The sequence below is a fragment of the Clostridium sp. CS001 genome, from assembly GCF_020443565.1.
Taxonomy (GTDB): Bacteria; Bacillota; Clostridia; order Clostridiales; family Clostridiaceae; genus Clostridium_AD.
Genome location: NZ_JAIZZN010000008.1, coordinates 1 through 19,158 on the forward strand (window position 1 = coordinate 1; position 19,158 = coordinate 19,158).

The 19,158-nt window shown below is 31.3% G+C and carries 17 protein-coding genes; 8 read left to right on the top strand and 9 right to left on the bottom strand.

Going from position 1 to position 19,158, the window contains the following annotated elements; all coding sequences use genetic code 11:
* Positions 1-246 precede the first annotated feature (246 nt).
* From LGK97_RS07190 to rsxC, 6 genes are read right to left on the bottom strand one after another with little or no spacing between them, the layout of a single operon-like run.
* Positions 247-1,077, bottom strand: coding sequence for an RnfABCDGE type electron transport complex subunit B (locus LGK97_RS07190; protein ID WP_413228424.1), 831 nt, complete (start codon positions 1,075-1,077; stop codon positions 247-249).
* A gap of 6 nt (positions 1,078-1,083) precedes the next feature.
* Positions 1,084-1,668, bottom strand: coding sequence for an electron transport complex protein RnfA (locus LGK97_RS07195; RefSeq protein WP_226259081.1), 585 nt, complete (start codon positions 1,666-1,668; stop codon positions 1,084-1,086).
* Between the two features lie 34 nt (positions 1,669-1,702).
* Entirely contained in the window at positions 1,703-2,395 is a 693-nt protein-coding gene (gene rsxE, locus LGK97_RS07200) for an electron transport complex subunit RsxE (RefSeq protein WP_226259082.1), read from the bottom strand.
* Positions 2,395-2,967, bottom strand: coding sequence for an RnfABCDGE type electron transport complex subunit G (locus tag LGK97_RS07205; protein ID WP_226259083.1), 573 nt, complete (start codon positions 2,965-2,967; stop codon positions 2,395-2,397). The genes rsxE and LGK97_RS07205 overlap by 1 nt, the downstream gene beginning before the upstream one ends.
* Positions 2,968-3,891 (bottom strand): RnfABCDGE type electron transport complex subunit D, encoded by a 924-nt coding sequence (locus LGK97_RS07210; protein ID WP_226259084.1) that lies wholly within the window; start codon positions 3,889-3,891, stop codon positions 2,968-2,970.
* 15 nt (positions 3,892-3,906) lie between these two features.
* Positions 3,907-5,229, bottom strand: a complete 1,323-nt coding sequence (gene rsxC, locus LGK97_RS07215) for an electron transport complex subunit RsxC (protein ID WP_226259085.1) — start codon at positions 5,227-5,229, stop codon at positions 3,907-3,909.
* A gap of 416 nt (positions 5,230-5,645) precedes the next feature.
* Here rsxC and LGK97_RS07220 point away from each other — a divergent pair, with 416 nt between their 5' ends.
* The 3 genes from LGK97_RS07220 to LGK97_RS07230 all read left to right on the top strand — a co-directional run bounded on the left by LGK97_RS07220 (position 5,646) and on the right by LGK97_RS07230 (position 9,881).
* Positions 5,646-7,292: a YceG family protein gene (locus LGK97_RS07220; RefSeq protein WP_226259086.1), complete on the top strand. Its 1,647-nt coding sequence runs from the start codon at positions 5,646-5,648 to the stop codon at positions 7,290-7,292.
* A 100-nt stretch (positions 7,293-7,392) separates the two neighbouring features.
* Positions 7,393-8,493, top strand: a complete 1,101-nt coding sequence (locus tag LGK97_RS07225; protein ID WP_226259087.1) for a toxic anion resistance protein — start codon at positions 7,393-7,395, stop codon at positions 8,491-8,493.
* A 62-nt stretch (positions 8,494-8,555) separates the two neighbouring features.
* The gene (locus LGK97_RS07230; RefSeq protein ID WP_226259088.1) at positions 8,556-9,881 is read left to right on the top strand and encodes a replication-associated recombination protein A; all 1,326 of its coding nucleotides are present in this window, start codon (positions 8,556-8,558) and stop codon (positions 9,879-9,881) included.
* Between the two features lie 91 nt (positions 9,882-9,972).
* Here LGK97_RS07230 and LGK97_RS07235 read toward each other — a convergent pair whose 3' ends face one another.
* Positions 9,973-10,311, bottom strand: a complete 339-nt coding sequence (locus LGK97_RS07235; RefSeq protein WP_226259089.1) for a hypothetical protein — start codon at positions 10,309-10,311, stop codon at positions 9,973-9,975.
* 30 nt (positions 10,312-10,341) lie between these two features.
* Positions 10,342-10,746 carry a YtxH domain-containing protein gene (locus LGK97_RS07240; protein WP_226259090.1) on the bottom strand — a complete coding sequence of 135 codons (405 nt, stop codon included), beginning with the start codon at positions 10,744-10,746 and terminating at the stop codon, positions 10,342-10,344.
* Positions 10,747-11,005: 259 nt separating this feature from the next.
* Here LGK97_RS07240 and LGK97_RS07245 point away from each other — a divergent pair, with 259 nt between their 5' ends.
* Complete coding sequence (locus LGK97_RS07245) at positions 11,006-11,740, top strand: lysophospholipid acyltransferase family protein (RefSeq protein WP_226259091.1); 735 nt, start codon at positions 11,006-11,008, stop codon at positions 11,738-11,740.
* A 21-nt stretch (positions 11,741-11,761) separates the two neighbouring features.
* Positions 11,762-12,352, top strand: coding sequence for a hypothetical protein (locus LGK97_RS07250; protein WP_226259092.1), 591 nt, complete (start codon positions 11,762-11,764; stop codon positions 12,350-12,352).
* 84 nt (positions 12,353-12,436) lie between these two features.
* Here LGK97_RS07250 and LGK97_RS07255 read toward each other — a convergent pair whose 3' ends face one another.
* The gene (locus LGK97_RS07255; protein ID WP_226259093.1) at positions 12,437-14,044 is read right to left on the bottom strand and encodes a Na/Pi cotransporter family protein; all 1,608 of its coding nucleotides are present in this window, start codon (positions 14,042-14,044) and stop codon (positions 12,437-12,439) included.
* Between the two features lie 290 nt (positions 14,045-14,334).
* Here LGK97_RS07255 and LGK97_RS07260 point away from each other — a divergent pair, with 290 nt between their 5' ends.
* From LGK97_RS07260 to LGK97_RS07270, 3 genes are all read left to right on the top strand, one after another.
* The gene (locus LGK97_RS07260) at positions 14,335-16,368 is read left to right on the top strand and encodes a methyl-accepting chemotaxis protein (RefSeq protein ID WP_226259094.1); all 2,034 of its coding nucleotides are present in this window, start codon (positions 14,335-14,337) and stop codon (positions 16,366-16,368) included.
* A gap of 305 nt (positions 16,369-16,673) precedes the next feature.
* Positions 16,674-18,317: a hydroxylamine reductase gene (gene hcp, locus LGK97_RS07265; protein WP_226259095.1), complete on the top strand. Its 1,644-nt coding sequence runs from the start codon at positions 16,674-16,676 to the stop codon at positions 18,315-18,317.
* A 348-nt stretch (positions 18,318-18,665) separates the two neighbouring features.
* Entirely contained in the window at positions 18,666-19,157 is a 492-nt protein-coding gene (locus LGK97_RS07270; protein WP_226259096.1) for a PTS glucose transporter subunit IIA, read from the top strand.
* The last annotated feature ends 1 nt before the right edge of the window (position 19,158 follow it).

Here is a 19,158-nt window from a genome sequence, read left to right on the forward strand (position 1 = left end):
TACAAAATGATAGATGCGGTTTATTTTTACACCACAAAGAAATTGCTTAATAATTAAAATTGAATATTAGAATTTGGAGGTTTATTGATCTCTTTTTTGTTGTGCAAAAAAATAAAAAAACCAATAATGATTAACCATAATTTTATAATTATTATTGGTTTTTTTATAAAATCATTAGAAAAGAGGATGTCTTTTTTAATGATTAAATTAATCATTTTGAGACATCCTCATCTTTTTTTATGAATTTTATTTAGCTTCAGCCTCACTCATGTTTACACGATCTTTAAGAGGCTTTGAGATAACCTTTGTAGGGCACTTTGTAGCGCAGATGCCACAGTTAGTACATTTATCAAAGTCTATTGTAGCTAAGTTATTAACCATGACAATTGCTTGCTCAGGACAAGCTCTTACGCACATTGTGCAAGCAATACATCCAACTTCGCAATTATCTTTTACTGATTTACCTTTTGATTTTGAGTTACATTCAATAAGTACTTCTTGAGAAGCTGGTACCATCTCTATTAGATCCTTAGGGCAGACCTTAACACAGGCACTACAAGCTACGCAGTTATCAGGATATACTACAGCCACTCCATCTATGATATGAAGAGCATTAAACTCACAAGCTCTTACGCAACTTGCAAAACCCATACAACCATCTATGCAAGCCTTAGGGCCACCACCAGGAGCAATGATTGCTTGACGGCAATCCATTATACCATCATATTCATACTTCTCTTTAGCAACACTGCAAGTTCCTTTACATTTAACAAAAGCAACTTGACGATTTGCTGTTTCAACACATACTCCAAGTATTTCTCCGATTGCATCTGCAGAAGCACTTCCACCAGGAGCACAAGCATTTAGTGGTGCAGTTCCTTCAACTATAGCAGCTGCATAGGCATCACAACCTGCATATCCACAGGCACCACAGTTAGCACTAGGTAATGCAGCTCTAACTAGTGGTATTTTTGGATCAACAGGTACGTAGAACTTTTTATTAGCATATCCAAGTACCACTCCAAATACAAGTCCCATACCACCGATACTTAATACTGGGTAAAGTAAGTTAGTTATATCCATTTAAATACCTCCCAATTTTAAACCACTGAAGCCTAAAAATGCGATAGCCATAAGTCCAGCTGTAACTAATGATATAGGCAATCCTTTGAAGGCTAGTGGCATCTTATCATTTTCTTCCATTCTCTCTCTTAGACCTGAAAGAAGAACAATGGCAAGCATATATCCAGCAGCAGCACCAAGGGCATTAACTAAAGATTCCACTAATGTATATTTCTCACCTATGTTTATAACAGCCATACCAAGTACAGCACAGTTAGTTGTTATTAATGGAAGAAATATTCCAAGTGCCTTGTAAAGGCTTGGTTGAGTTTTCTTTATAACCATTTCAACAAATTGAACTAATGCTGCAATAACTAGAACAAAAGCTAAAGTCGATAAGTAAGTTATATTTAAAGCAACTAAAATCTTGTAAACTATAAAAGTCATAAATGATGCTAAGAACATAACAAATACAACTGCTAGTCCCATACCTTTTGCAGTTTCAGTCTTCTTAGAAACTCCTAGAAATGAACATATTCCTAGGAATTTAGCTAATACAAAGTTATTTACTAAAAATGCACTTATAAAAATTGAAAAAAGTCTCATTTTTATCCACCTTTCTTAATAATGTTAAACAAAATTATTTTTTACAACTGTGAGCGCAAGATCCACATCCAGTACATGCACCAGTTTCTGGATCAATTTCATGGAAATGTGCAATCTTATTGTTTACTTCATTTGTTTTATTGATCGATCTTTGATTTAATATAGCCATTAAAATTCCTAGAGTGATAAAAGCTCCAGGTGCTAAAACCATAATTATAGCAGGCTCAAATGAACTTCCAAATACTTTGAATCCATATATAGAACCAGCGCCAAGTAATTCTCTTATAGCACCAAGTACTGCTAATGCTATGGTAAAACCAAGGCCCATTCCAATAGCATCAAAGATTGAAGGAATTGGTTTATTTTTCGCTGCATAAGCCTCAGCTCTTCCAAGAATTACACAGTTAACAACTATAAGTGGAATAAAAATCCCCAGTGAGTTATATAAAGCTGGAACAAAACCTTGCAATAAAAACTGTATCAATGTTACGAAGGAAGCTATTATGGTAATATAAGCTGGTATACGTACCTTATCAGGAATTACTTTTCTTAATACAGATATGAAAAGGTTTGAACCAATCAACACCACTGTTGAAGCAAGTCCCATGCCTATTCCATTTTCCACACTACTAGTAACTGCTAGGGTAGGGCACATAGCTAATACTTGTACAAATATTGGATTTTCTGTTACTATACCGTTTTTTATTCTTTCAGAAAGTATGCTCATTATTTTTTATCTCCTTTCAATGAAGAGTTATAAAAATCAACAGCATCGTTAACACCAAGAGTTACAGCTTTAGAAGTAATAGTAGAGCCAGTAATTGCTTGGATTTCAGTTTCCTTTGTAGGAGCTATTTTTACAACTTCTAATTTATTGTCTATTGGTTTGTCTTTAAATTGACCTGAAAATTCAGGTTTTGGAGCATTAGCGCCAAGACCAGGAGTTTCTGTGTGTGATAAAATTTTAATGCCAGAAACCTTGCCTTCAGTAGATATTCCAACCATTATATCTATAATTCCACCATATCCTTTTGGTGAAACCTTTATAGCATATCCTGCTATATCAGTACCAGCCATACCAATGTTAACTTCTTTGATTTTTTCATTTCCTTCTATATTTACATCAGAAACGTCGAATTTATCCGCTTTAGGTAATATTTCTTTCATAGCAGCTTGTTTATTCGCAATAACTTGCTTTTCTATAGGGGCTTTTGTTATTTCATAGGCACCTCCTATTAAAAAACCTGCAATGCCTGTAATCAAAAGTAAAATCAAACCTAGTTTTATATTTTCTTTCAATTATTTCACCTCCCCAAAAATACGTGGAGCAGTAAACTTATCTATGAATGGAACAAATAAGCTCATTATTAATATAGCGTAGGATACGCCTTCTGAATAACCACCATATAAGCGTATTATTGTAGTTAAAACTCCACAGGATAGTCCAAAAATAAGTTGTCCTTTTTTTGTCATTGGAGAAGTAGTGTAATCTGTTGCCATAAAGAAAGCACCCAGCATTAAACCACCTGCAAAAATTTCATATAGTGCATTTCCAGTCATAAAACCATCTCTGCCTAATACAAAGGTTAAAACAAATACAGTGGCAATGTAAGTAATTGGAGTGTGCCAACTTATAACTCTTTTATATAGTAAATAAGCTGCACCAATTAGTAATGCGATTACTGAAGTTTCGCCAATACAACCACCTACGTTACCAATAAAGATATTCATTAAACTTGGTAATTGACCGCCTTCTCCACCTTTAAGTACTGCAAGGGCTGTAGCAGCTGAAACACCATCAACTGTAAAGTTAGTCATATGAACTGGCCAAGAAGCAAGTAAAAATGCTCTTGCAGCTAAAGCTGGGTTCATTATGTTTTGTCCAATTCCACCGAAAAATTGTTTTACAATAATTATTGCGAAAAATCCACCAATTGCAGGTAGCCAAAGGGGAACATTTGCTGGCATATTAAATGCTATAAGTAAACCAGTTACAACTGCACTAAGATCTCCAATGGTAATTTTTCTATGTGCAAATTTTTGCCATAACGCTTCTGCTGCAATACATGATAGCACCGATACTAATGTAACTAATAATGCTTTCATTCCAAAAAAATATATTCCAGCAAAGGTAGCAGGGATTAATGCTATTATTACATCTCTCATTATGCCCTGCACAGAATCATTAGATTTTATGTGTGGGGACGAAGATACTGTATACATAAAAGTCACCTCTATCTATTTTTTTCTTCTATTAATAAGTATTGTTCTTTTGCCTTCACGGCAAGTTTGGGTTAAATGACGCTTTGCAGGGCATACGTAAGAGCAACAAGCACACTCAATACAATCCATGCCATGAATTTTCTCAAAATCTTCGTAATTGCCTCTTAAAACTAAAGAATTAAGTTTTGTAGGATTTAAAAACATAGGACAAACGCTCATGCATTTTCCACATCGTATACAACTAGATTCTTCTTCAAGTCTGGCTTGCTCTTTTGTTAAGCAAAGTACACCTGAGGTTCCTTTGAGTACAGGAGTATCTAGAGAACTTAAAGTTGTACCCATTAAAGGGCCACCTGAAATCACCTTTACTGGTGTTTCCTTAAATCCGCCAGCAGCTTCTACAACTTCATTTATTGAAGTTCCAAATTTTACTCTTAAATTCAGAGGGTTTTGAATTGCTTCGCCAGTTACAGTTAAAACTCTCTCTGTAAGTGGTTTGCCATTTACTACAGCGTTGTATATTTCAAACACAGTATCAACATTTTGAACTATGCAGGAAACATCTGCAGGAAGTTTTCCAGAAGGTAACTCTCTTCCAGTGATTGCATAAATCAACTGTTTTTCTGCTCCCTGAGGGTATTTTGTCTGAAGTGGAGTAACTTGTACATTACTTTGATTTGCTGTAGCTTTTTTCATAGCTTCAATTGCATCAGGCTTATTATGTTCTATTCCAATATAACCTTTTACGCCGGGGAACATTTGAAGAATAATTTTTAAACCTTCAGCAATTTCGTTGGATTTTTCTAGCATCATTCTGTGATCACAAGTTAAATATGGCTCACACTCTGCAGCATTTACTATAATACTGTCAATATTGGTTCCTTCTGGTGGTGTAAGTTTAATATGTGTTGGAAAACCTGCCCCGCCCATACCTACGATACCAGCTTCTTTAATGATAGCTACTAGCTCAGGTTTTGACAGTTTCTCATAATCTTTATGTGGAACCATAGTTTGTAATTCCTCATAAATGTTATCGTTTTCTACTATGATTGATGTTACCATGGTTCCATTACTGTGAAGCTTTGGTGCTACATCTAGTACTGTTCCAGATACACTTGAATATATTGGTGCAGATACAAAAGCAGGGGATTCGCCTATCTTTTGTCCTACAAGTACCCTGTCACCTTTCTTTACTAAAGGTTCGCAAGGTGCTCCTATGTGTTGTTGCATAGGAAATACTAAGTTGCCTTTTGGAAGCAAATCTTGGATTGCTTTGTGCATACTTAAATTTTTCCTGTCGCTCGGGTGAATACCTTTTTTGAAAGTCAAAAGTCCCATAATAAACCTCCTTGTAGTTCTCTCACTGGAATGCAAATTATCTTTTTTATTCCATGAGCTTTAAATTAAGTAGTTAACAACAATTAATTGAAATCTACCTTTTCAGAATTTTAGTTAAACTAATGCAAAAAGCATTAGAATATGCTTAATAATGCAAGATAAGTATAAAATTATCACTAATTTGCATATATAATGAACCAACATATATATACTACACCATTTGTGTGTATAAAAGAATGCTTTTTTAAAAAAAACTACTTAAAATATGAATAAAAATATTCCACAAAATTATATTAATATAAAATGGTAACTTTTAAAAATATTAAAATGAAAAATAATAGCTTAGTATGATATAATTAAAATGGATAAAAGAAACTATATTTACGAGAAAAAACAATTAAAAGGGTAAGGTGAATATGGAGAAGAATAGCTTAAATAATTTGGAGATTCATAGTTTAAACTTAGACATCAATGAAGATATCATAAGTAGCTTAAAAGTAGAGATTTACAAAAGAAGCAAGTTTCAATATAATTCAAATATTGTCACCTTGCCAATATATTTTTATAGATTTATAGGTATAAAAAATTATGAGGAAGAATATCAAGAAAACTTGAGTAAACTAGATAAGGAATTAAAGAAGAGTGGCTCATGGTATAAAAGATTTAGTGAGGGGCTTAATAAAAACTTTAGTATAAGACAACAAAATATATTAAATGATATTTGGATGAGTACATCTAAAATGGAAGTTATAGATGTATCCTTAATCATAAATTTAATAAGTGACAATGGACTTTTTCCTGATTTATCTAATAAGGTTCTATTGCAACAAATTAAAAATAATTTTAAGGGCTTAATGGAATATTACATCAAAAGTAATGAAATGATGGATATAAATGATATTAAAGTTATTATAAATTATATGGTCTATTGGATTAATATATATTCAAAAGAGTTATTTGAGAAGTTTGATTATATGGGTATTAATCCTAAAATATTGTTTTATGGTGACATTTCAAAAGAAGAGGTTCTTTATTTAATATTATTATCAACATTAGGTTGTGATATCCTATATTTTAATCCAAAAGATTCAGGGGCATTTCATGAAATTGATAAGTATAATACTTTTTCCAAGGAAATTGTTTATAACAGAAGAGGAGAAATAAAACCTTTCCCATGTAGTTCGGAAGACAGGATTAAGACCACAGCGTATAGTGCTAAAGAAGAACTTGATAAAACTTTGTTTGCAGATGATTCTGGGTTTTACAGGGCATGGCAATTTGCAGATTATAACTTGCAGAATGTAACACTTAATACCACTTATGAAGAAATATATATATGGATTAAGGAAAAAGCGCATATAAGAGAAGGATTTAAGATTAAGGGTTCAACAGTAATTATACCTAATATGTTCGCAAAGGTTTGTGGTACCCATGATAATGTTGATATTTATTGGGAGGAAATTGATAAGGTAATATGTCAAAGGTTTACTAAGTTTTATAAAGAACTACCTATAATGGATATTGTGCATTTAGAATATGGGAAGTTTAATGAGGTATACCCTAATAACACCTTTTCAGAATTTAATATTGATAAAATGATTAATTCATCTTGGTGGAAGTATAAGGAGCTAAGATCGGGACTTCAAAAGGTTATGGCTGAGAAAATTAAAGATTTATGTTTAAATCCTATAATAATAAATGTTGAGCAAGAGGATTTAAGAGATTTTCAAGTAGATATTTTCTCAGTACTTATAAATTTAGATGTAGCAATACTGGAACTCTTACAAGCATATGATTACCCAGAAGAGGTTCCTAAAATTATAGTTTATAATAATGAAGGAAATGGGAACCTATCTTTTGAGGATTGCATAATGTTAGCATTTATGAATTCTATGGGGGTAGATATAGTTATATATAATCCTTCAGGATATAACGACATTGAGAATTTTATAGATAATGATAAGTATGATATTCATAGATTAGAGAATGTGAGCTTTGAACTGACCTTTAAAAAGCACGTGCAAAAGAAAAAAGGATTTTTTGAAGGGTTGTTTGGTAGTTAATACTTATAGATATAATGGTAGAGATAATAAAGCTTGATTTTTATGCTATGTATAAAAATCTTAAAATAAGTTTTTATAATAGATAAGGGGAGTGCAAAACATGGAAAAAAACAATGGAATACTTATAATTCAAGATGAAAATATGGAAAATCAAAATGTAGGACAAAAGGCTTTGAGCATAAGCGAGCAGCTTAAAACTTCACCGCAAGTAATGCAAATTGCATCCAATATAAACATTAAGGATGCAAATGCAATATTAGAATTTGGAAATGAACCAGCTGCACAAATATCCAAGTTTGCTGATCAAATATTAAATTCTATTAAAAGTAACAGCATTGAAAATTCAGGAGTTATGATAAAAGAACTTACCAGTATAATGAAGAAGTTTGATAAACAAGATTTTGAAGAAAGCAAAACTAGTTTTTTTGGAAAGCTTTTTAGTAAACCAAGTAATGCTATAGATAAAATGATGGGTAAATATAAAACTATTGGTGGAGAAATAGATAAGATATATACTCAGCTTAGTGGATATAAAGTTGAAATAAATAACTCTAACCTGCAGCTTGAAAACTTATACAATCAAAATTTTGAGTACTATGGAGAATTAGAGAAATATATTGTTGCAGGAAACATGATTGTTGAAAAAAATGAAAGTCAAGAGCTACCTAGACTTGAAGCTTTAGCAGCCAATGGAGAACAAATAAATGCAATAAATTATGAAAATGCCAAAGCTACTATTGAAATGTTAAAACAAAGAATTTATGATTTAGAAATGGCTAAAATGGTATCGCTTCAAACTGCCCCTCAGATTAAAATGATTCAAAGAGGAAATTATAAGTTGATATCTAAAGTGCATTCTGCCTTTATAATAACTATACCTGTATTTAAAAATGGAATAATCCAAGCTATTGCCTTGAAAAAGCAAAAATTAGTATCAGATTCATTATCAGAACTTGATAGAACAACTAATGAATTATTAATGAAAAATGCTGAAAACATAAGAAGCCAAAGTGTTGACATTGCAAAACTTGCTGGAGGTACAAGTGTTAAAATTGAAACTTTAGAGAAGACTTGGACTACTATTATGCAAGGTATTGAAGAAACAAAGAGTATAGAAGATGAAAATAAAAAAGCAAGAGAAGCTGGAATAGTTAAACTACATGAGATGACAGAAAAACTAAAACAAAAATCTTTAAGTTAATGATCGTATAGATTATAAAGAACGAATAAGATAAGCAAAATGAAAGACCTAAAGGTGAATATATGGATATTTTTGAACTGCAACAGGAAAAAAACTTACGAAAAGATGCGCCTTTGGCTGAAAGGTTAAAACCAGAAAAGTTAGAGGACTATGTTGGTCAAGAGCATATTTTAGGCAAGGGAAAGCTTTTGCATAGAGCTATTAGTGCAGATAAGATAACATCATTAATACTCTATGGTCCACCAGGAACAGGAAAAACTAGCTTGGCTAAGGTTATTGCAAATTCCACAAAATCAAATTTTGTACGGCTTAATGCAGTAACTGATGGGTTAAAAGAGCTTAGAGAAGTGGTGGCTACGGCAAAAAATGATTTAGGTATGTACAATGTTAAAACTATATTATTTATAGATGAAATTCATAGGTTCAATAAAGCTCAGCAAGATGCATTATTGCCATTTGTGGAAAAGGGCACTGTAGTTTTAATAGGAGCAACCACTGAAAATCCATATTTTGAAGTTAACAATGCACTAATATCTAGATCTATGTTATTTAAATTGGAACCGCTAAAGGAAAATGATATTGAAAAGATAATTACTAGGGCGCTAGAAGATAAGAAGGTAGGTCTTGGTAATATAAATATTTGTATGGAAAAAGAAGCTATTAGTTATCTTGCAAATATGGCAAATGGAGATGCTAGGAGTGCACTTAATGCTTTGGAATTGTCAGTATTAACTACGGATAGAGATGAAGATGGTAAAATAAATATAACACTAGAGGTTGCACAGGAGTGTCTTCAAAAAAAACATATAAAGTATGATAAAAATAGAGATGAGCATTATGATGTGATTTCTGCATTTATTAAGAGTATGAGAGGCTCTGACCCTGATGCTACAGTGCATTACCTTGCCAGAATGATATATGCTGGGGAGGACCCTAAGTTTATTGCTAGGAGGATTGTTATAGCTGCTGCTGAGGATGTAGGAAATGCAGATCCTATTGCCCTTTTAGTTGCAAACAATGCAGCAGAGGCAGTTCATTTTGTAGGCATGCCAGAAGCAAGAATTATTTTAGCGCAAGCTGCTATTTATATAGCCTCTGCGCCTAAAAGCAATGCAGCTTATAATGCCATTAATAAAGCACTTAAAGATGTAGAAGAAAAAAATATAGGGAGTGTACCAGTGCACTTAAAGGATCAAAGCTATAGTGGTGCAAAGAAATTAGGACATGGCACAGGATACTTATATCCGCATTCTTATGAAGGAAATTATGTTAAGCAACAATACTTGCCTAGTGAACTAATTGGAACAGTATATTACGAAGTAAGTAATAATGGATATGAAAAAAAAGTTAATGAACGATTTAAGATATTAAGGGAAAAATCTAAATAGTTATATAAGGTATGTAAAAAGATATAGGATGGATAGTTATACTAAACTATCCATCCTATATTTTTAATCATACATTCAATTTTCTAGACTGCTATTTAGTTGAAAATATCTTTTTTATAATAGTTAGAATGTCTGCTATATATACTAAGTATCTTTGAAAAGATTCAGTAGCACCTAAAGCACTTGCAGTGGTTTTAACCACAACTTCAGTAACATCCTTAACATTGTCCGTTATTTCATAAAAATTGTTTAAAGTTTTTGGCAAAGAAGTTAAAACTTCGTCAATATTAGATTCATTTTTATTGATAATTAAATTTATACTTGATATAGTTTTAATAAGTTTGACAAGTGCTATTATAAGTACAATTAATAATACTATCCCAAGAATAATTAATAAAGCTTGTCCTAGGTGCCAAAAGTTTATATACATAGGTACCACCACTATTCCTTTAATATTTTTTTATTTTTTTTCTATTTCAGCTTCTACTAAAATTGAAGCCAAATCTTCATTATTAATTGTAGTATCTGATGATTCGCAAATAGTTTTTGAGGCTTTTTTGTCATTTAGGTATTCAGAGATTTTCGTTTTAGCATCTGATACATTATTTTTAGTCTCAGAAACTTTATTGTCAATTGTCCCTTTAATTTCTGCAGTCTTACTTTTAATATTATTTGTGATATCTTTAGAAGTGCTTGCAATGTCTTCTCTAGTTTCTTTGCCAGACTTTGGTGAAAAAAGTAAACCACCTAGTAAACCACTAAGACTTCCAGCTACAGTACCAACAAATATTTTTTTTGCAGTTTGAATTTTTAATTTTCTTAGTTTTTCTTTTCTTTTCTTTTCATACAACTTTGAAAGTATCATAATTTTTTCCTCCTTTAAATATAAAGAAACTTTTCTTATTATAATATACAATAATAGATTTATTGTCAATGTATGCATAAAAATGTAATAATACATATACAAATGTATGTGAATTATTATAAAAGATATATCAATTTTTTGAAATGTTTGATAAAATCAAATGTATGTTTATGTGTAGTTAATATAAAAAAATAGACTAAAATATTTGATTTGATATTTGTTTCAAATGATTTATAAAAAACTATAATGGGGGAATTTAATGATAAAGTTACTATGGTATTTGTACTTTTCAATATATTTAAGTGTATCATCACTTAGTTTAATTAAAATAAAGTTTATGCAGAAAAGGTCACCTAAAGATGCGAAAGCATATGCATATGAAAGAGCACAACACATTTCAAGATATGTTTTGAAGGTGACTAAGACTAATATGGAGGTTAGCGGTACTGAGAATATACCAAAGGAAAATTGCGTGTTTATATCAAACCACCAAGCTATCTTTGATGGATTTGCGTTAGTAGCTTATATTAATAAACCCTTTGGGTTTATTGCTAAGATTGAAATAAAAAGAATACCTTTGATTGGTAGATGGATAAGCTCTATAGGGTCAATTTATATGAATAGGCAAAACCCTAGGGAAGCAATTAAAAGCATTCAAGAAGGTGTAGAAATGATAAAAGAAGGACATTCTATTTTAATTTTTCCAGAGGGAACAAGAAGCCTTTCATCTAAAATGAATTCTTTTAAAAAAGGTAGCATGAAACTGGCAACAAACTCCAATGTTGCAATAGTTCCTATAACAATTGATGGTACTTATAACGTGTTAGAAGTTGGCAAAAAAGTAACGGGGAACAAAGTAAAAATGGTGATACACAAACCTATTTACGTAGATTTACTAAATAAAGAGGAAATACAGAATTTATCTAAAACTGTACAAGACATAATAGAGGAAGAGTTAAATAGTATATGCAAGTTAAGAGAACTATCAATGTAAATTATGTTGTAGGAGGGGAAAATGGATACAATAAATTCAAATATGTTAATGTACATTGGGTTAGCAATAATAGTTATTTTTATAATAATTTCAATTATAAAAAAAGCTGTAAAGGTATTAATATTTTTAATAATGGTATTACTCTTATTCTTTGCTTACAATGTCTTTGTTAAAGGTGCATCACCAGTTGAAGAGACTAAAGGATACATAAGTGATGTTAAGTATGCCAAGGATATTGCAGAATATTCAAGTAAGATAAATATATCTGTAAATAATATAGAGAAGGCAATTTCATCAAAAGAAAAGGGACAAAACACACTAGACTTACTAAAAGCTGAAAGTTCAAATTTGAATAAGCTTTATGTGGAAGTTAAGAATTTGGAACATAGAGAAAAATTTAATTCCTTTCATGATAAATATTGCTTATATTTGAAAGGTATAGTTGGAAGTACTGATGGGATTATAAAGCTAGGTAGTTTAACAGAGGAAAAGAATTACAAAGTAGCAGAGGATGCGGTAAAAAAAATCAGATTAAGCTTTGAAGAGTTGTCAAAAACAATAGATTTATCAAATTTAAAAGAAGTGATAATTGAATCTACGAAAAAAGATTAGGATATGGTGTTAACTATATCCCAATCTTTTTTTATATTTGATGTTGTAGATACAAAGATTATCATTAGCATGGCAGATGATGATTTAGTTGAAATTAACCACCATTTGCGCAATATTGTTTGAATGATCACCAACTCTTTCAAGATTGGTCAATAGTTCTAAATATACAGAGCTACCAGCTGGTGTACATTCTTGATTACTTAATCTAGTTATATGTTCAGTTTTAAGTTGTTTTTCCATTGTATCTATTTTGTATTCTGCATCTATAGTCTTTTGAGCAGATTCTACGCTGAAATTTTCCAAAGCTAATATAGAATTGTCAACAGCATATTTTACCGTATCAAACATATAGGTAACATCAGCAATTGCCTTTTCTGAAAAGTTAATTTTATTCTCCATCTTATATTTAGCAAGTTCGCCTAAATTGTCAGCGTGATCACCAATTCTCTCTATATCATTAACTACATGGAACAAAGAAGTAATGATTTCTGATTGGTGTTCTGATAGAGATGTATTTGAAAGAGACACCATGTAACCAGTTATTTCCCTTTCAAGATAATTTATAGTAGCTTCATGTTCAATAACTGAATTCATGCTTTTTTCGTCAGAAGTCAAGAAGGCATTCATAGCAGAAGAAAGATTCTCAGAAGAAAGTTTTCCCATTCTAGTAACTTCTTTAATAACCTGACCAACTGCTATAGAAGGTGTTTCCAGTAATCTTACATCTAAATATTCAAGGACTAAGTCAGATGATTTTGCATCCTCACCAGGCACTAATTTGTTAACAATCTTAACCAAAAGCCCAATAAACCAGACTTGAACAAATACATTTGTTAAATTAAACATTGTGTGAGCATTTGCAATTTGCCGTTGAATATCCCCACCAAACATTGGAATAATTTTCAATACTGGTTTGAAAGCTAACATAAACAGTATGGTTCCTGTAGTATTAAAAATCAAATGTATAAGAGCAGCTCTTTTGGCATTTCTTGTAGTTCCAATACTTGCTAAAAGTGCAGTAGCACAGGTTCCAATATTATCTCCGAAAAGTATAGGTAGCGCAATAGCTAGTGTTATGCTACTATTTGCAGCAAGGGCCATTAATATTCCAATTGTTGCACTACTACTTTGAACAGTTGCTGTCATACCAAGACCAACAAGAACTCCCATGAAGGGGTGTTTTCCTAAAATTAGAATAAGGTTTCTAAAGCTATCTAGTTCACTTAAAGGTCTCATAGCGCGTTCCATCATTGTCATACCAACGAATAATATACCAAAACCTAAAATAATTTCACCGATATCTCTAGTTTTTTTCTTCTTGCTAAACATTACTAAAACAGCACCTATTGCAAGAATAAATGGAGCTATGTCTGTAAGCTTAAAAGCTATAAGTTGAGCAGTCATAGTTGTACCAATATTTGCTCCCATAATAATCCCAGCAGCTTGAAATAAATTCAAAAGGCCTGCATTTACAAAACCTACAGTCATTACTGTAGTTGCACTACTACTTTGAATAATTGCGGTAACTCCTGCACCCACCAGTACAGCAAAGAATTTATTGCCAGTTAGAATTTCAAGCATTCTTTTTAATTTCTCACCAGCAGCTTTCTGAAGACCATCCCCCATAAGTTTCATTCCGTATACAAATAGTCCGAGTCCACCTAAAAGTTGAAAAATCATCTTATAATCCATTTTAACTCTCCTTTAGTAAAAAAATATTCTTTAAAAAATCTTATCATAGTAATGTTAAGCTGACGTTAAGTTTTCTATAATTTATGTTAATTATTTTATTATTTGCAATACACAAACAAAATACAACAAGAAAATATAAATATCGTCATAAATCTATAGTAAAAGATAAATAAATATACAATAATACAAAAAATATTGACAAGTTTCTGAATATTATATAATATTAGGATATATATAGTATTCAGAAAAGTACGAATACAACTATGTAGGTCATATAAGGGGGTTTAACAATGAAAAAGGCGAAAACTACCAAACCAAGATCTGGTGTAAAAATGGGAATAAAGTTCAAATTAATATCAATGTTTATCATTTTAATTACTATACCAGTGTTTATTTCAGGGGCAGCTTCTTATTTAAAGGCTACTGATATTTTGAAAGAAAATTTAAAAGTTTCTACCTTGGAAACAATCAATCAAACAAAACAATCAATAGAGAATTATGTTACTGCATTTGAGCAAAGTACTATTCAAATGTCACAGGACCCTAACGTGCAACAGGTAAGCAATCATCCTGAATACTTGCCATGGATGATGTCAGGATTTAAGGCTTTTATAGAATCACATAAAGATGTACAAGCAGTTTATCTTGGAACAAAAGATAAGAAAATGCTTATATATCCACAGCAAGACTTACCATCAGACTTTGACCCAACTTCAAGACCTTGGTATAAGTTAGCTGTAGAAAAGAATGAGGTTGTTTGGACAGAAGCATATATTGACACAGCTACAGGAAAACCCGTTATATCAGTTGCAGTTCCTGTAAAGAATAGTTTTAATAATAATGAGTTTGGTGGAGTACTAGCAATTGATATTTCATTAGAGGTGTTAGCAAAAAATACTAGTGGTATTGTTATTGGTAAGAGTGGATATGTAACTATTTTAGATGGTAAGAAAAATACATTGACCCATAAAGATAAAGAGCAAATTGGAAAGCCAATGCCAATAGAGGTAATAACTAAAGCAATTGATGAAAACAAAGAAGGAACTGTTGAATACACATGGGAAGAATCTGGCGTTAACCAAGATAAATTTGCAGCGTTTACTAAAATTGAAAAACTAGATTGGACTATAATGGCAACAATGTACATGAATGAAATTCAAGCTGATACTAAGTCAATGATAACTAGCAATTTAGTAATTGGATTTGGGTCATTAGTGATTGTTGTACTTATTTCAGTATTATTTTCTAATAGCATAATTAAACCAATAAAGGCACTACTTGATTATATGGAAAAAATTAAAAATGGCGATTTTTCCGTTAGGATCAAAATGAAATCTAAAGATGAAATAGGTGAACTTGCATCTGGATTTAATACAATGATAGAAGATGTTGGTAACTTAATTAAAAATATTCAAGTAGTATCTGACCAGGTTAATGAATCATCTGGAACATTAGCCGCTACTTCCGAAGAAACAACTGCGTCTAGCGAAAGTGTAACAAAAGCAGTTGAAGAAATTGCCATTGGTGCATCAGAGCAAGCATCTGAAGCTCAAAAGGGAGCAGGACTTACAATAAAGCTATCAGATAAGATTAATGCTCTTCAAGCTAACACAGTTAAAATGTTATCAACTACTGAAGAAGTTGATAAAGTAAATTTAAATGGTGTCAAAGTAATAAGTGAATTAAAAGGAAAAAATGAATTGAATGAGACATCTATTTTAAAAATTGAAGGTGCCATACTAGAACTAAATAATAAAGCAAAGAATATAACAAATATGCTAGGCACTATATCTTCTATTGCGGAACAAACTAATTTATTAGCCTTAAACGCATCTATTGAAGCAGCTAGAGCCGGGGAAGCTGGAAGAGGATTTGCAGTAGTAGCAGATGAGATAAGAAAGTTAGCAGAAGGCTCAAGTGATGCAACTAAAGAAATAAACGAAATCGTAAACGGTATACAAAGTGAAAGTAGTAAAACAGTTGAAATAATGAAGGAAGTAAAAGATATCTCAAATCAACAGTCATATGCTGTAGATGAAGTGAATCAGTCCTTTAAGCACATATCCTCTGCTATAAACGATATAACTGAAAATATTAAAACTTTTAGCCAGTTCGTTGATGAGGTAAATAATGATAAGGATTCTATTGTAGATGCAATAAACAATATATCCTCGGTGTCACAAGAAACAGCAGCAGCGTCGGAAGAGGTAACAGCATCAATGGAGCAACAAGGATTAGCTATGCAAGAAGTATCAAATTCAGCTGAAAAACTTAATTATCAAGTGCTTAAACTTAATGATGAGCTAGGGAAATTTAAAATATAATGTATTCGTAATTCTAATATTGCAGCAAATAAAAGACATCCATTTTTCTAGGATGTCTTTTTATTGTGATTTATAGAAAATTCTAAGATTTATTAGTTAAACATTTAAATACAAAAAAAATAAAAAGTATTATTGTGTAACATTTGTTACCGACTTTGATATTATCCTAAAGTATAATAAAGGAGGTCAAGCAATAACAAACAAATTGTTAATGCTAAAATTAATTACTTAAATAAATAATTTTAAATATATGGAAGATAGTTATAAAATTATTATCTATCCAAAAACAATAGGGGGAATATACAATGAGTATGTTTTGTTATCAATGTCAAGAAGCTTCAAAAGGAACAGGTTGTACAGTAAGAGGAGTCTGTGGTAAAACAGATGACGTAGCTAATATGCAGGATTTATTAATCTATGTTTTAAAAGGAATTTCAATTTACGCTACAAGAGCAAGAGAATTAGGAGTTGAAAATCAAGAAGTTAATAAATTTGTAGTAGATGGATTATTTATGACTATAACAAATGCTAACTTTGATAAAGCTAGATTTACAGAAAAAATAACAAAAGCATTAGAACTTCGTGAAGTAATTAAAGCAGAGTTAGTTAAAGCTGGTGGAGTAATTGATGCCAATTTGCCAGAGTGTACAACATGGGTAGGAACTGCTGATACATTTGAGGCTAAAGCAGTAGATGCTTCTATTCTTAAAACAGAAAACGAAGATGTAAGATCTTTAAGAGAACTTGTAATTTATGGTATCAAAGGAATGGCTGCTTATGCTGAGCATTCTTTTAACCTAGGATATGAAAAAAATGAAATATATGCATTTATACAAAAAGCATTAGCACAAACTACAAATGATAACTTAGAAGTTAGTGAGCTAGTTGCACTTGTACTTGAGTGTGGTAAATTTGGAGTAGATGCTATGGCATTACTAGATCAAGCAAATACTACTACTTACGGAAATCCTGAAATTTCAAAAGTAAACATAGGAGTTAGAAGTAACCCTGGTATATTAATTAGTGGACATGATTTAAAAGACATGGAAGAACTATTAAAGCAAACAGAAGGCACAGGAGTGGACGTATATACTCATAGTGAAATGTTACCAGCTAACTATTACCCTTCATTCAAGAAATATAGTAACCTTGTAGGTAACTACGGAAATGCTTGGTGGAAGCAAGATTCAGAATTTGAAAGCTTTAATGGACCAATACTAATGACTACAAACTGTATTACTCCTCCAAAAGCTTCTTATAAAGATAGAGTTTACACTACAGGAGCATCAGGATTTGATGGATTAAAGCACATAGCAGATAGAGTAGACGGAAATGTAAAAGATTTTTCAGCTATAATAGAGCATGCTAAAAAATGCGCTGCGCCAATTGAAATTGAAAGAGGAGAAATAGTTGGAGGCTTTGCTCATAATCAAGTATTTGCATTAGCTGATAAAGTTGTAGATGCTGTTAAAACTGGGGCAATCAAAAGATTCTTCGTAATGGCTGGTTGTGATGGAAGAATGAAAGGCCGTGAATATTACACTGAGTTTGCAAAAGAATTACCAAATGATACAGTTATTTTAACTGCAGGTTGTGCAAAATATAGATACAACAAGTTGGAACTAGGAGACATAGGTGGAATTCCTAGAGTTCTAGATGCAGGACAATGTAACGATTCATATTCATTAGTTGTTATTGCAATGAAACTAAAAGAAATATTTGAATTAAATGATATTAATGAATTACCGATAACATACAATATTGCATGGTATGAGCAAAAAGCTGTAATAGTATTATTAGCATTATTACACCTTGGAGTTAAAAATATTCACTTAGGACCAACATTACCAGCATTCTTATCTCCAAATGTTGTAAATGTATTAGTTGAAAACTTTGGAATAGCTGGAATCGGAACTGTAGAAGACGATATAAAAATGTTTATGGCTTAGAAACTTTTAAACACCCTAATTATTGTTAGGGTGTTTAAACTTATAACAAAATACTATAAATTAACACTAATATTAAAAATATTTTAAATATATTTTAAAAAACTATTGAATAATTTTAAAATGTGTTTTAGACTATAGAAGAGTTAATGTTTAAAGTATATTAAATGAACAATAATAGATTGTAACAATCAAATTTTAAAAACATAGTTTGTAATGTTAGGTGTGTTACTGATTAGATCAGGCATGAACCAAATAAAATGCTTTCAAAGCATATTATTAGTTCATGTCTTTTGTTTTAAAAATATTTTGTAAATAAATTGGTGATTAGAGAAAGGTAGGAAGATAAAAATGTTTAGTTTATTTAAAAAAGATAAGGAAAACACTAGTATAATTTTAAAGTCTCCAGTTGTAGGAAGATGCTTTGATATATCAGAAATACCAGATGAAGTTTTCTCTACGAAAATGTTAGGTAATGGGATAGGATTTGAATCTACAGAAGGAATATTATATGCTCCAATTGATGGCGAGGTTCTTCAAGTGTTCCCAACAAAACATGCTTTGATTTTAAAGAGTAAAGAAGGTATAGAAATACTACTTCATATAGGTGTTGATACAGTAAATATGAAGGGCGAAGGATTCGAAACTTTTGTAGAAAAGTCACAGCAAGTTAAGGTTGGAGATAAATTGATAGCTTTTAACAATGAATTAATAAAAGCTAAGGTCAAATCTAATTTAAGTGTGTTAGTACTTACAGATAATGAAATAATGAAATCAGTAAGATTTAATCTAGGTAATGTAGACAAAAACAATGAAGTAATAATAATAGAATTAAAAAAATAGG

Coding starts and splice junctions, on each gene's coding strand:
- LGK97_RS07195 (WP_226259081.1), bottom strand. CDS start 1,668: ATGAGACTTTTTTCAATTTTTATAAGTGCATTTTTAGTAAATAACTTT.
- rsxE (WP_226259082.1), bottom strand. CDS start 2,395: ATGAGCATACTTTCTGAAAGAATAAAAAACGGTATAGTAACAGAAAAT.
- LGK97_RS07210 (WP_226259084.1), bottom strand. CDS start 3,891: ATGTATACAGTATCTTCGTCCCCACACATAAAATCTAATGATTCTGTG.
- rsxC (WP_226259085.1), bottom strand. CDS start 5,229: ATGGGACTTTTGACTTTCAAAAAAGGTATTCACCCGAGCGACAGGAAA.
- LGK97_RS07220 (WP_226259086.1), top strand. CDS start 5,646: ATGGAGAAGAATAGCTTAAATAATTTGGAGATTCATAGTTTAAACTTA.
- LGK97_RS07225 (WP_226259087.1), top strand. CDS start 7,393: ATGGAAAAAAACAATGGAATACTTATAATTCAAGATGAAAATATGGAA.
- LGK97_RS07230 (WP_226259088.1), top strand. CDS start 8,556: ATGGATATTTTTGAACTGCAACAGGAAAAAAACTTACGAAAAGATGCG.
- LGK97_RS07235 (WP_226259089.1), bottom strand. CDS start 10,311: ATGTATATAAACTTTTGGCACCTAGGACAAGCTTTATTAATTATTCTT.
- LGK97_RS07240 (WP_226259090.1), bottom strand. CDS start 10,746: ATGATACTTTCAAAGTTGTATGAAAAGAAAAGAAAAGAAAAACTAAGA.
- LGK97_RS07245 (WP_226259091.1), top strand. CDS start 11,006: ATGATAAAGTTACTATGGTATTTGTACTTTTCAATATATTTAAGTGTA.
- LGK97_RS07250 (WP_226259092.1), top strand. CDS start 11,762: ATGGATACAATAAATTCAAATATGTTAATGTACATTGGGTTAGCAATA.
- LGK97_RS07255 (WP_226259093.1), bottom strand. CDS start 14,044: ATGGATTATAAGATGATTTTTCAACTTTTAGGTGGACTCGGACTATTT.
- LGK97_RS07260 (WP_226259094.1), top strand. CDS start 14,335: ATGAAAAAGGCGAAAACTACCAAACCAAGATCTGGTGTAAAAATGGGA.
- hcp (WP_226259095.1), top strand. CDS start 16,674: ATGAGTATGTTTTGTTATCAATGTCAAGAAGCTTCAAAAGGAACAGGT.
- LGK97_RS07270 (WP_226259096.1), top strand. CDS start 18,666: ATGTTTAGTTTATTTAAAAAAGATAAGGAAAACACTAGTATAATTTTA.